Below are 13,132 nucleotides of genomic sequence, written 5' to 3'. Positions count from 1 at the left end.
TGGTTCATGCAGACACCCGCCTTCTTTCTCGGCTGACAGCGTCGAGTAGCAGAGTCGCGGCCACCCTCGCCCCGTCGGTGCGGATCGTGCCCGCCGTCGCGGTCGCTCGTGCGCGGGTCTCGCAGGTGAGTGCCGTCGCGAGCGCGGCGGACAGGGACTCGATGGTCGGGTCGGCCTGGCGTGGGCAGCGCCGATGCCCGGGTCGGCAATCCAGCCTGCCCAGTACGCCCAGCCACGGGCCACGAGTACGCGGCGGTCCTGCGCGCGGATCGCCTCGATGGTTACCTGGGCGATGTCCTTCGAGGCGTGCATGGGCATACTGCCGAAGCCCGCGTACACCGGCGGTGGGCCCGCATCCAGGAACGCCACCGGTTCGTCCGGGAGCGGGCGAGCGTCGGGCAGGATCCACGCGCCGGTCTGTACGACTTCGAGGTCGGGCGTCTCCCGCCACGGGTCCAGGGTCGGATCCGATGCCAGCCACGGCTGGTCACCGATGACGTAGTCACGAACGTTGCCCAGTTTCTCGGCCGCCGACCGCGCGCAGGCCACGGCAGGCAGCATGCCGGTCGCCACCAGCGCGTCGCATCCCTCCGCCGCCGTGGTGACCGCCTCGAACTGGGCCGCGATCACTTCGGCCGCGCGCTGGGGCATGGATGCCTGCGGGGGCGCCGTAGTCGTCAGCGCGCGCACCGACCGGCCGACCGGCACCATCGGCATACCGACACCGGCCAGCGGCTGCGCGAAGTCCTCGTCCGGCGGCGCGCACACCCGCACCTCCGCGCCGAGTGACCGCAACCGCACCGCGAGTCCCACCAGCGGTTCGACGCCCCCACGCGACCCATACGTCGACAACAACTCACGCAATTTCACGACTCCGATTTCCACGGGTTCTGGCCTAGGCCGGCAATTCTGCGGCACAACCCGGGTCTTGCCGCAAGCCCCCCGGTGCGTTATAAGTTGAGAGTGGAAGGAGTGGGCACCCTCCTTTGCCTCATCGTCTGCACGCGCCGAGCTGGGAGAAAGCGGCTGCGACTATTTCATCTCCTATGAGAAGTCTGTTCTGGCAACCTTGTCCGTCTCGACAGCGCCCAGCGCACAAACTTGTTCTCCGCCGGAGACGTTGATGCGCAGCATGATGGCCAACCTCGCGCGACGACCGAAACAGGGCACGTCACCCGACACCGTAGTCAGCGCCCTCACCGGCATGGCTTCGCCCTGCATGGTGGTTCCCGACCTCCAGAGTGACCATCGCGTCGAATTCGCGTGGAGCGCCAGATAATGGACGGCGCCCGCGCCACGGTCGACCTCCGATACCGCGAGCGCGCAACGATTCCCGCGGAGGCACAGCAGAAGAGTTTCGACCGGTACACCGGTTTCGAGTACGAACGTCGCGACGGCACATTCATCGATATCGTTGTCGGAGAGCAATTCTCGGGAGTGCACGACCGCCGCAGCGCGCGCCTCGTATCGATTATCAGGGGGCCGAGAAACCCCGCCGTGGCTCAAACGGCCGCATCCGCCGCACTACAGCACCTGCCTCACCGACTGATACACGAAAGCCGATCTGGAACCTGCTGGATCGCCTGCTGACCCCTCCGCTGCAGAACACCACCGCAGACGTCTCCTGTTCCTCGGTTTACACCGCGTTCGGATCAACCACCATCGGGGCATCGGCGTCGGCTGGTCTCGGCCATGGCCCGGCACCCACAGCGCGAAGTTCACATCGAAGACGCCGTGGGGCCATCCACTCACCTGAGCGCAGTTGCGGTGCCAAGGCACCCAAGTGACCTCGTCATACCTTGGGGCGCACCACACGACGCTCATCGTGATCGTCGAGCAGCTGCAATCCCTCCATCATCGCCGCACCGATGCGAAATTCCTCGGTCCACCACTTGGCCGACCGTATCGGCAGACCGCGCGGCCGATACTTCCGCATGATTTCGACGTGGTAGGGCAGGCCCATGAATTTCGCCAATCCCCTGTCGTCCGCCCAAATCGACAGCGACCCGACCTGACGGCGTGCGGGTCGAAAATAGGTCAGCACGCCGACCGCACCGTCGATCATCGCCAGCTGATCACCCAACCGCTCAGAGGCACGCCAGATGGCCGGAATGTCAGTCGCTCGAGTGGTCGTGTACTGGGTCATGCTGATCATGAACGGGCCACCGGCTCGGGCCGCTGTTCCGGATTTCCATTTGCTGTTGAGCACAAGGTCGGCCAGTGACGAACCGGGCGCGCGGTGCCGACGCCAGGTTTGCCACGGCAGCCTGCGGTCGTCGACGAGATCCCTCCACAGAGGTGGTGTTTTTCCCATTGATAGTCAGGGGCGATAGAGCGGAGCCGCACCATCCACGGCGCGAACCACCTGCCCCGTCCTCCTTAACTCAGCTAGAGGCCAGATTGATCTGCAAGTGCATACGATAGGCAGCTGCTTATCGTTAGTCAATGGGGCGACACGGACAGGTGTGGCAGCACGAACAAGTCCCGTTCGCCGCATACTTGCTGTGGACACCGCGCCAATTCGAGGAGGCCGGCATGCGATTGAGTCCCGACGAAGCACGCAGACGGTTCGCGACCAGCCCGGTCGCAAGGCTGGCGACCGCGTCGACGTCCGGCCTGCCACACATCGTCCCGATCGTGTTCATCCTGGTCGACGACGTCGTCTACACGAGTGTCGACGCGAAGCCCAAAACATCCACGAAGTTGCGACGGTTGGCGAACATCGCGGCCAATCCGGCGGTCAGCGTGCTCGTCGACCACTATGACGACGACTGGGCACAGCTATGGTGGGCACGCGCCGACGGCAACGCCCGTATCGTCGGCGCCGAGGAGGCGCGAATGGCAAAGCGCCAGTTGGCCACACGCTATCCCGACTACACGAAACAGCCGCCCCCTGGACCGGTAATCGCCGTCGACGTCCACCGCTGGTCGGGATGGAGTTCGAGCTGACGCCCGATGCGCCGCACGGGTCACCATTTCGGGCTACCGGATCAGGCAACCCACCGTTCGCCGCACCGGCAGGCCTCGCTCCTCCAACGCCATGAGCAACCCCTGGCCACGCTGCGCGCCCATCAGAGCATCCGTGCGCGCCAGGTCCGGCACGTAAGTCGCTGCGCCGATGATGGATTCGCCGACCAACGACCAAAAGCGGCGGGCGCTCAAGGCCGAACAGCGCGCGAGGCTGTACTGGATCATCGTCAGCGACGGCTCGCACCGGTGCGCCAGCCAGAGGTACATCGCACGCGCACACGGCAGCGTCACCACACCCGCCTCCCCGACCAACCGGTCACCATCGAGCACGCGAATGGTGGTGTCCACCAGACCCGCCCAATCGATACCGCCATCGTTGTCGGTGTGGATCCAGAGGTTCTCCAGCCCCGGATCCCAGGCCCGACCCTCGGAGACCACCAGTGCGACCACCCGGCCGATCACCGCGTGGATCAGGGCGGTCGCCACCACTTCGGCGGCAGTGTCCGCGCTGATCATCTCCGCCGCGTGGCGACGGTACATCAGCTCGATCCGCCCCTCCCGCAATCCATCCGAAAGTCGCCACCACCGACGTTTGCCCTGCTCGGACATTGCAGCCACCGCGTAGACGCGCGGGTATTCCGGCTGCAGTGCGCGAAGCCGATTACACGCGCGCCCGAATTCCACGTGGGAGCGGCGGGCCGCGTAGGTCATCACTGGCTCGGGCATCGAACCTCCTCGGGGTCGGCTCCGTCATGGGTCCATAGCGGAAGATAGGTTAGGCTTACCAGACCTTGCAACCCGCGCAGGACAATAACGTCAGGAGTAGTTCGTCGCCGTGACGGCATCAGGCACCGCCGCGTCGAAAGCGGCACGATCGAAAACTGCGCAACAGGCGCGGCCACGCAGCCCCGAGCCGCAGGCGAATACCGCACGCCGACGATGGCTCGGACTGCTCCTGTTGACGGCTCTGCTGCTGGCCGCTGCGGTGGCCGGTATCGCGATCGGGACCCGCACGCTCTCGCCCGGCACTGTCTATGCCGCGATGCACGACGCACTCACCTGCCCTGACGGCCCCTTCCACTGCCAGGCCGGATCGACGGCCGAAGAGATCGTGCGCGGACTTCGGCTACCCCGCACCGCACTCGCCCTCGCCTGCGGACTGGCACTCGGCATCGCCGGTGCGCTGGTCCAGGGCTACACCCGCAACCCGCTCGCCGACGCAGGGCTGCTCGGCCTCAATGCGGGCGCCGCGTTTCTCGCGGCCCTGAGCGTCTACCTCTTCGCCTTCACCGCGCCCGAGCAGTACATCTGGTTCGCCTTCGCCGGGGCGCTGATCGCGGGGCTCGTGGTGTTCACGGTGTCGTCCATCGGCGGCGGGAAGGCGAGCCCGTTGAGCCTGGTACTGGCGGGTGCGGCGGTGACCGCATTCCTGCAGGCGATGACGAATGCCGTTGTGCTGCTGGATGCCACGGCGCTGGACACATATCGGTTCTGGGTGGTCGGCAGCGTGAGCGGGCGCGACGCCGAGGTGTTCTGGCAGGTGTTGCCGTTCTTGGCGGGCGGTCTGGTGCTGGCGGTGTCGATGGCGCCGGGGTTGAACCTGCTCAGCCTGGGTGACGATGTCGCCCGTGGGCTCGGTGTCGATGTCGGGCGCAGCCGAGCGCTCGGACTGACCGCGATCGTCCTGCTGTGCGGAGCCGCGACCGCCGCCGTCGGCCCCATCGCCTTCCTCGGATTGATGGTGCCCCACCTGGCCCGAGTGTTCACCGGGCCCGACTATCGCTGGTTGATCCCGTACTCGGGATTGTTCGGCGCATCGCTGCTGCTGATTGCCGATATCGTGGGACGCGTCGTGGCAAGGCCCGGCGAGCTCGAGGTCGGTGTCACCCTCGCCGCGATCGGCGCGCCGTTCTTCATTCTGCTCGTGCGGCGCCGAAAGCTGGTGAACCTGTGACGCTTTCCTCGAACACACCGGCAACAACGAGCCCACCGTCCGAAGACATCGGAGAATCCGCCGGACTCGGCCGGATCCGCCCTGCCCTGCGCATCGGCCCGCTGTCGCTGATGTTCCGGCCGATGATGCTGTTGATCGTGTCGATACTCGCCGCAGTACTTCTCGCCATGTTCTGTCTCGACATGACGATCGGCGACGCGCACATTCCTGTCGACCGAGCCCTCGACGTGCTGACCGGCGGCGGCACACGCTCTCAGCGCTTCATCGTGCTGGAGTCGCGCCTCCCCCGCGCGCTCACCGCGGTGGTGGTGGGCGCCGCGCTCGGTCTCGCAGGCGCCCTCACCCAGTCGATACTGCACAACCCGCTCGCCGCGCCGGATGTTCTCGGCATCACCGCGGGAGCAAGCGTCGGCGCGGTGGCGGTCATCGTCGGAACCGGCGGCGCCACAACGGGTTTCGCCACAACGGTCGGCACTCCACTTGCCGCACTGGCGGGCGGGCTGCTCACCGCGGTGGCGATCTATCTGCTCGCGTGGGGACGCAGCCCGACCGGTGACCACGGCGTCACCGGTCTGCGGCTGGTACTCGTCGGCATCGGTGTGAATGCATTCCTCCTTTCCGGCATCAGTTTTCTTCTCACCCGCGCCAGCCTGCAGGACGCGGCACGCGCCCAGCTCTGGCTCAACGGGTCGCTCAACAGCACCGACAAGTCCCGGTTGATCCCGGCGACGCTCGCATTGACCGTTGTCGTCGTGGTTGCGCTCGGCTCGGCCCGCACACTCGCCGCGCTGCGCCTCGGCACCGAGACCACCCGGGTGCTGGGTGTGCGGATCCAAACACAACAGGCAGTGCTGATCGGTGCGGCTGTCGTGGCCGCCGCGGTTGCCACCTCGGTCGTCGGCCCAGTCGGTTTCGTGGGCCTGGCCGGACCCCAGATCGCACGCAGATTGCTGCGAACACCTGGCGAACCGCTCATCGGCTCTGCGTTCGTCGGTGCCATCGCGGTGGTCGGCGCGGACGTGGCGTCACGAACACTGTTTCCGGTGGATTTGCCGGTCGGTGTGGTGACCGCAGCCTTCGGCGGTCCGTTCCTGCTCTACCTGCTCGTGCGTATGAATCGGAAGGCGACCCTGTCATGACCACCGCATCCGCCGAAAGCGCCGACGCGCACCGGCTGTGCGCCGAGGACATCACCCTCGGCTACGGCGATCGCGTCATCGTCGACCGACTCTGCATCGACGTCGCCCCCGGCGTGATCACCACCGTGATCGGCCCGAACGGTTGCGGCAAGTCGACGCTGCTGCGCTCGCTCGGCCGCCTGCTGCGGCCACGGCAGGGCCGAGTCCTGTTGGACGGCAAGGCGATCTCGTCGATGAAGACCAAGGATGTCGCCCGCGTGGTCGGCATGCTTCCACAGTCCCCTGTCGCGCCGGAAGGGCTGACGGTCGCCGATCTGGTTGCTCGCGGCCGCCACCCGCACCAATCCTGGATCCGGCAGTGGTCGGTCACCGACGAGGCCGAGGTGATGACCGCGCTGGAACAGACCGGCATCGCCGATCTCGCCGACCGTCCGCTCGACGAACTCTCCGGCGGGCAGCGCCAGCGGGCCTGGATCTCGATGGCGCTCGCCCAGGGCACCGACATCCTGCTGCTGGACGAGCCGACCACCTACCTCGATCTCGCCCACTCGCTCGAGGTGCTCGATCTCGTCGACCGGTTGCACGACGATCTCGGCCGGACCGTGGTGATGGTGCTGCACGACCTCAATCTGGCTATCCGCTACAGCGACGAATTGATTGTCATGCGGGCGGGCCGGATCGTCGCCCAGGGCAAGCCGGGTGACATCATCAATGCCGAGCTATTGCGCGAGGTGTTCGATCTCGACGCCTCGGTGCTGGAAGATCCGGTATCCGGGCGGCCGATGATCGTGCCCATCGGCACCAGGCATGTGCGCACGGACTACGGGCCGAAGCCGTCGAGTATGACAAATGCCACACAGCTATCGGACAGTTACGACGACGTGTAGTACGCAATTGTGTCGTTGAGTCCGTAAACTTGTGGGATGGCAGGACTTGGTGAACTCGAGAAAGCGGTCATGGACCAGTTGTGGTCGAGTGACGAACCACAAACGGTCCGGCAGGTGCACGAGGCATTGGCTGCGCGACGTGAGCTTGCCTACACCACCGTGATGACGGTGTTGCAGCGGTTGGCGAAGAAGAACCTAGTCGTCCAGCGGCGCGACGATCGCGCGCACCGCTATGCGCCGGTGCACACTCGCGACGAGCTGGTCGCCAGTTTGATGTTCGATGCATTGCAGCAGGCCGACGAAGCGGGCAGCCGAGCGGCGGCACTCGTCCATTTCGTCGAGCAGGTCGGCAGGGATGAGGCTGATGCTTTGCGCGAAGCACTCGCTAAGCTCGAAGCATCCGAGGGCACTGCGCCGCCGGCGCAGTAATCTTGGACCTGGCCTCACAATGCCGTGAGCGCCCTGGCCCCACAACGCAGTGAGCTGAGTCGATGAACGCAACCGCGCCGGTATTCGCCGGACTCGCTTTGCTTCTCGCGGGGCCTGCCCCAGCACTGTTGAGCCGGGCGACCTGGACATACCGGACGCCTCGGGCCGCGCTCGTACTGTGGCAGGCCATCGCGCTGGCCGCCGTGCTCAGCGCATTCGGCTCCGGCCTGGCCATCGCCGCCGAACTGCTCGTCCCCGGACCCGATGGCCGACCGACCACCTCGCCGGCCAGGGAAATCGACGCACTCGGCCTGCCATTGTGGCTGGCCTATGTCTTCGTGTTCGCGCTGACCCTGATGATCGGCGCCCGGCTGATCTACGCGGTGATTCGAGTCGGCGTACATACCCGCAGACGGCGCGCTCGTCACCGCATGCTCGTGGACCTGCTCGACCAGAGCGGACCGCATCGCCGCGCAGCCGACATCCGGGTGCTCGCCTCGAACGAGCCGATCGCCTACTGCCTCCCAGGCTTGCGCCAACGGGTCGTGCTCAGCGAGGGCACGCTGACCAATCTCGCCGATGCCGAGGTCACCGCCATCGTCAGTCACGAACGCTCGCACCTGCGCGCCCGCCACGACCTGGTGCTCGAGGCATTCACCGCGGTCCATGAAGCCTTCCCGAGAGTGGTGCGCAGCGGGGCCGCGCTCGGCTCGGTGAAGCTGCTGATCGAATTACTCGCCGACGACTCCGCCGTGAAGGTGACCGGCCCGACACCGCTCGCGCGGGCGCTGGTCGCCTGTTCGAAATCCACCGCTCCACAGGGCGCGCTGGCCGCGGGCGGGCCGACCACGCTGATCCGCATCCAGCGTCTCGGCGGACGTATCGGCGATATCCGGGTAGCCTCAGCCGCCTATCTCGGGTCGGCGGCCATCCTTGTCGTTCCGACCATGGCCGTCGCGGTACCCTGGCTGGTCGAACTGGATCGGCTGCTCCGCAACTGAATCACCCGGTCCCCGCTGACCACCCGGCCCCAGCTCGTTTCCCGAAGGCCGGGCCAACTTTCTCGGCAGGCACCACCCGTGCCCGGTTTCCCCGCCGCGCCGAGACACGAAAGGCACACACACCTTTGACCTCCTCGACCCCTGCCACCGCGGCGCCCGACGTGACCTTCGCCGATCTGGGTCTGCCGGTCCCGCTGGTGCAGGCACTGCGCAACGACGGCATCGAGGCTCCGTTCCCCATCCAGGCCGCGACGGTGCCCGACGCGATGGCGGGCAGGGATGTGCTCGGGCGCGGGCCGACGGGTTCCGGTAAGACGCTCGCCTTCGGGTTGCCCATGCTCGCCCAACTCGCCGGTGCGTCGGCCAAGCCGGGCAAACCGCGCGGCCTCGTGCTGGTGCCGACCAGGGAGCTGGCTACACAGATCGAGCGCGCACTGGACAATCCGGCGCTTTCGCTCGGTTTGCGCGTCGCCGCGGTGGTCGGAGGTGCGCCGATCAAGCGTCAGGCCGACCGGCTCGCGCGCGGCGTCGACCTGTTGATCGCCACACCGGGCCGACTGGAAGACCTGGTCAATCAGCGCTCGGCCGATCTCTCGGAAGTCCGCATCACCGCGTTGGACGAGGCCGACCACATGGCCGACATGGGCTTCCTGCCCCAGGTCACCAAGTTGCTGGACCGGACGCCGAAAGAAGGTCAGCGACTGCTGTTCTCGGCCACGCTGGACGGCGAGGTCGACAAGCTCGTCAAGCGCTACCTGAATTCCCCGGTCACGCACTCGACCGCGCCGCCGTCGGCCTCGGTCGCGACCATGTCGCACCATCTGCTGCATCTGCGCAAGATCGACAAGCGCACCGTCATCGCCGAGATCGCCGCCCGCGACGGTCTGACCATCATGTTCGTACGGACGAAGCACGGCGCCGACCGGCTGGCCAAGCAATTGCGCGCCGCGGGCATCGCCGCGGGCGCACTGCACGGCGGCAAGGCGCAGAACAACCGGACCCGAACCCTCGCCGCGTTCTCCGACGGCTCGACCCCGGTGCTGGTGACCACCGACGTCGCCGCGCGCGGTATCCATGTGGACGGGATTTCTCTTGTCGTGCACGTAGATCCGCCCGCCGAGTCCAAGGCCTACCTGCATCGTGCCGGGCGTACGGCCCGCGCGGGCGAGGACGGTGTCGTCGTCACGCTGGTCACCGAGGACGAACGTGACGACGTCGACAAGATGACCCGCAAGGCGGGTGTGGATATCGACGCGGTGGCGGTAGGTCCGGGAGATCGGCGACTGATCGCGATCACCGGTGCCAGGCAGCCATCGGGCATACCCATCGTTGCCGCGGTGGCCAACGATGCAGAGCCGAAGTCCACGGCAACCGGCGGTCGATCCGGGTCCGCGAGCCGCAAGTCCGGCGGTGCCGCGGCAGGCGGTCGCGGGTCGAGCGGTCGCGGCGCGCGTTCGGGCGGGCACGGCGCAGGCGCAACGAAGAATTCCGGCCGTTCGGCAGGCACCGCGGCAGCGGCAGGCCGCGCAGCGGGTGCGACGAAGACGTCACGTACCGCGGGCGCGGCGTCGTCGAACCGGACTGCCGGTGCGGCGACAACCGGTCACGTGACGAGTTCGACCGGGCGCGCGACCGGTTCGTCGAAGGCCGCGCCAACCCGGACCACCGCGGGTGACACGCCCGGAAATACACGTCGACGCGCCGGTCGACCCCAGGGCGTACCAGGTAACGGCAACCGCACGGCAAACTAGACCAATGCCCCACCATCCGCTGGGCGCCATCGTCTGCGCATTGCTCGCGGCGCTGCTGTTCGCGCTCGCCGCGGTCGCCCAGCAGCATGCGGCTGCGGCGGTGCCCGAGAGTGCGTCGCTGATCCGCGCACTGCTGCGTAATCCACGGTGGTGGGCCGGGATCCTCGGGGACGCGGGCGGGTTCGCGATGCAGGTCGTTGCGCTCGCACTGGGCGCGGTGCTTCTCGTCCAGCCGATCCTGGTGAGCATGCTCGTCTTCGCGCTGCCGCTGTCCGCGCGACTCAATGGACGCAAGGTCACCGGACGCACCTGGGCGACGGCCATCGCACTCGTCATGGCGTTGGCGTGCTTCCTGATCGTTGGTGATCCGACGGAGGGGAATGCCAACGCACCCCTGCTCGAGTGGATCGTGCCGCTGGCGATCCTGCTGGGCATGATCGCCGCCGCGATCGCGGTCGGTGCCGCCACCCCGGTCCCGGCCCTGCGCGCGATGCTGTTCGGCACAGCGGGCGGCGCGCTGTTCGGTCTGGCCGCCGCGCTCACCGAATACGTCACGACCTTGTTCGAGCACGGCCTCGGTCAGGTACTCGGCAGCTGGCAGACCTGGGCGCTCGTCGCCGCCAGTTTGATCGGGTTCTACCTTCAGCAGCGCGCGTTCCAAGCCGGCCCCCTCGTCGCCTCGCTGCCCGCCATCACCATCACCGAGCCCTTGGCCGCTGCCTACGTCGGTATCACCGTCCTCGACGAGCGGCTGCGCACCAACACCATCGGCCTCGTGGTGATCGGCTGCACGGTCATTGTCATGTGTGCGACCACAATCCAGCTCTCACGTGCCCAAGCGGAGGCTTGACGCCCGACGGGCAAGCCGGTCACCGCGACCGAGAACGGACTCGGCACCACGTAGCCGAATACCGCACCGCCGATGTTCCCTCCACCGCCGCGGATCAGCCGTCATCCGGGCACGCCCATCCATGCCACCAGCTGGTATCGGTCGCACTGCTCCCCCGACCCGGTAACCGCCAGCTGCTGTGAGGTGTCCCTCTTGTGCCACGCGTCGAATACTGGGGAATTGCACGCGGCCCCACAGAGCCGGATATCATCGGTTAAGTGCAGTTTCTCCCCGGCCATCAGCCGCCGTATGACCTGACCTACGACGACATCTTCCTCGTCCCGAATCGGACGGATGTCGCGTCGCGGTTCGACGTCGATCTGTCGACTGCCGACGGGTCCGGCACCACCATCCCCATCGTCGTGGCGAATATGACCGCGGTCGCGGGGCGCCGGATGGCCGAGACGGTCGCCCGTCGCGGCGGCATCGTGGTGCTGCCGCAGGACCTGCCCATCAGCGCGGCCGCCGACACCATCGGCTTCGTCAAGAGCCGATCGCTCACCGCCGACACCCCGGTAACCCTCGACCCCGAGCGTTCGGTGTCCGAGGCCGTCGCCTTGATGCACAAGCGTGCCCACGGTGCGGTTGTTGTGGTGGACAGCGGCAAGCCGATCGGCGTCGTCACCGAGGCGTCGTGCACCGACGTCGACCGGTTCGCGCGGCTGCGCGACGTCGCGATGACAGATTTCGTGCAGGCCCCGGCCAGCACCTCACCTCGCGACATCTTCGATCTCCTCGAGACCAAGCATGCCCAGTTGGTCGTGCTCGTCGCCGAGGACGGCTCCCTCGCGGGTGTGATGACTCGCACCGGCTCGGTCCGTGACGGCATCTACCAGCCGAATGTCGACGCCAACAATCAGCTGCGCGTCGCCGCCGCCGTCGGCATCAACGGGGACGTGGCCGCCCGGGCCAAGGCGCTCGCCGACTCCGGCGCCGACCTGCTCGTCATCGACACCGCACACGGCCACCAGACCAAGATGCTCGAAACTCTCAGCGCCATCCGCGACCTCGGCCTCGGCGTGCCGTTGGTCGCGGGCAACGTCGTCTCGGCGGCGGGCACCCGCGACCTCGCCGCGGCAGGCGCGGACATCATCAAGGTCGGTGTCGGGCCCGGCGCTATGTGCACCACCCGCATGATGACCGGCGTGGGCCGCCCGCAGTTCTCGGCGGTCGCCGAATGCGCCACCGCGGCAAAGGAACTCGGTGTGCACATCTGGGCGGACGGTGGCGTCCGGCACCCGCGCGATGTCGCACTCGCACTAGCCGCAGGCGCGTCCAATGTGATGATCGGCTCCTGGTTCGCAGGCACCTATGAGTCGCCCGGCGATCTGCGTGTCGACCGCGACGGCAACGCCTACAAGGAGAGTTTCGGTATGGCCTCCAAGCGAGCCGTCGCAGCGCGCACCGCCTCCGACAGCGGTTTCGACCGGGCCCGCAAGGCACTGTTCGAGGAGGGCATCTCCAGTTCACGGATGCGTCTGGATCCGGAGCGCCCCGGCGTCGAGGACCTCATCGACCACATCTGCTCCGGCGTCCGCAGCGCCTGCACCTACGCGGGCGCTCGCAGCCTCGCCGAATTGCACGACAAGGCGGTCCTCGGCGTCCAGTCCGCCGCAGGTTTCGCCGAGGGCCGTCCCCTCCCCAGCGGCTGGTAGGTCCAGACGCAATCCATCGGTGGTGCTGCGCGCGCACCTACCCCGGCACGCGCGGCCTCACCCGAACTGCACAACAAGATCATCCTCCCAGTGCAGTCGCCCGCCGGTCTCGCCGAAGGCATACCCGCCCCACGGCGACCAAGGGCCGCGCCGACATCTCCAGCAGGCTCGCCTCGTCATGGCACCTACCTGCACCTGACACCACCCACCCACAACGGAGCGAGTCTTACGAGCGACCGTTCGCGGCCAGCTCGCGTCCGAGCGGCCGAAGCGCATGTGCCGCAGGCACGAGTCTCGGCCGCTCGGACGCGAGCCTTGGGGGCCGCGAACACGCCGCGCCGCAGGCGCGGCCAAAAGACACAGCCGGTAGCATGAGGGTTGCCGGTCTCCGGCTTACAGCTCCCATTCGCGAAAGGAACAAGTTGTCACCCGCGTCCGAGGGCGCCGCACAGGAGGG

11 protein-coding genes and 1 pseudogene are annotated in these 13,132 nt (G+C 67.5%); 9 read left to right on the top strand and 3 right to left on the bottom strand.

The genetic code is table 11. The features are described 5' to 3' along the window. Nucleotides 1-4: 4 nt before the first annotated feature. Nucleotides 5-864, bottom strand: a pseudogene (locus AB0M74_RS10370) (hypothetical protein). 928 nt (nt 865-1,792) lie between these two features. Continuing rightward, entirely contained in the window at nt 1,793-2,314 is a 522-nt protein-coding gene (locus AB0M74_RS10365) for a hypothetical protein (protein ID WP_364904363.1), read from the bottom strand. A 227-nt stretch (nt 2,315-2,541) separates the two neighbouring features. Here AB0M74_RS10365 and AB0M74_RS10360 point away from each other — a divergent pair, with 227 nt between their 5' ends. Beyond that, nucleotides 2,542-2,949 (top strand): TIGR03668 family PPOX class F420-dependent oxidoreductase, encoded by a 408-nt coding sequence (locus AB0M74_RS10360; protein WP_364904809.1) that lies wholly within the window; start codon nt 2,542-2,544, stop codon nt 2,947-2,949. Nucleotides 2,950-2,982: 33 nt separating this feature from the next. Here the strand turns inward: AB0M74_RS10360 and AB0M74_RS10355 are convergent, their stop codons facing one another. Further along, nucleotides 2,983-3,696, bottom strand: coding sequence for a hypothetical protein (locus AB0M74_RS10355; RefSeq protein WP_364904360.1), 714 nt, complete (start codon nt 3,694-3,696; stop codon nt 2,983-2,985). A gap of 223 nt (nt 3,697-3,919) precedes the next feature. On the opposite strand from AB0M74_RS10355, the gene AB0M74_RS10350 reads away from it, so the two are divergent. The 8 genes from AB0M74_RS10350 to AB0M74_RS10315 all read left to right on the top strand — a co-directional run bounded on the left by AB0M74_RS10350 (nt 3,920) and on the right by AB0M74_RS10315 (nt 12,675). After that, nucleotides 3,920-4,924, top strand: a complete 1,005-nt coding sequence (locus AB0M74_RS10350; protein ID WP_364904807.1) for an iron ABC transporter permease — start codon at nt 3,920-3,922, stop codon at nt 4,922-4,924. Nucleotides 4,925-4,971: 47 nt separating this feature from the next. Then, on the top strand, nt 4,972-6,063 hold the full coding sequence (locus AB0M74_RS10345; protein WP_364904805.1) for an iron chelate uptake ABC transporter family permease subunit: 1,092 nt from the start codon (nt 4,972-4,974) through the stop codon (nt 6,061-6,063). After that, nucleotides 6,060-6,950, top strand: a complete 891-nt coding sequence (locus AB0M74_RS10340) for an ABC transporter ATP-binding protein (RefSeq protein ID WP_364904357.1) — start codon at nt 6,060-6,062, stop codon at nt 6,948-6,950. Before AB0M74_RS10345 ends, AB0M74_RS10340 begins: the two co-directional genes overlap by 4 nt. Before the next feature lie 36 nt (nt 6,951-6,986). Next, entirely contained in the window at nt 6,987-7,379 is a 393-nt protein-coding gene (locus tag AB0M74_RS10335) for a BlaI/MecI/CopY family transcriptional regulator (protein WP_364904354.1), read from the top strand. Nucleotides 7,380-7,441: 62 nt separating this feature from the next. Then, nucleotides 7,442-8,380, top strand: a complete 939-nt coding sequence (locus AB0M74_RS10330) for a M48 family metalloprotease (protein ID WP_364904352.1) — start codon at nt 7,442-7,444, stop codon at nt 8,378-8,380. Nucleotides 8,381-8,505: 125 nt separating this feature from the next. Further along, nucleotides 8,506-10,131 (top strand): DEAD/DEAH box helicase, encoded by a 1,626-nt coding sequence (locus tag AB0M74_RS10325; RefSeq protein ID WP_364904349.1) that lies wholly within the window; start codon nt 8,506-8,508, stop codon nt 10,129-10,131. Nucleotides 10,132-10,135: 4 nt separating this feature from the next. Further along, nucleotides 10,136-10,981: a DMT family transporter gene (locus AB0M74_RS10320; protein WP_364904346.1), complete on the top strand. Its 846-nt coding sequence runs from the start codon at nt 10,136-10,138 to the stop codon at nt 10,979-10,981. A gap of 257 nt (nt 10,982-11,238) precedes the next feature. Then, on the top strand, nt 11,239-12,675 hold the full coding sequence (locus AB0M74_RS10315; RefSeq protein WP_364904343.1) for a GuaB1 family IMP dehydrogenase-related protein: 1,437 nt from the start codon (nt 11,239-11,241) through the stop codon (nt 12,673-12,675). Nucleotides 12,676-13,132 lie beyond the last annotated feature (457 nt).

The sequence above is a fragment of the Nocardia sp. NPDC051463 genome, from assembly GCF_040681975.1.
Lineage (GTDB): Bacteria > Actinomycetota > Actinomycetes > Mycobacteriales > Mycobacteriaceae > Nocardia.
The sequence above is the reverse complement of the archived record's forward strand: the minus strand, read 5'-3'. Positions and strand labels throughout refer to the sequence as shown.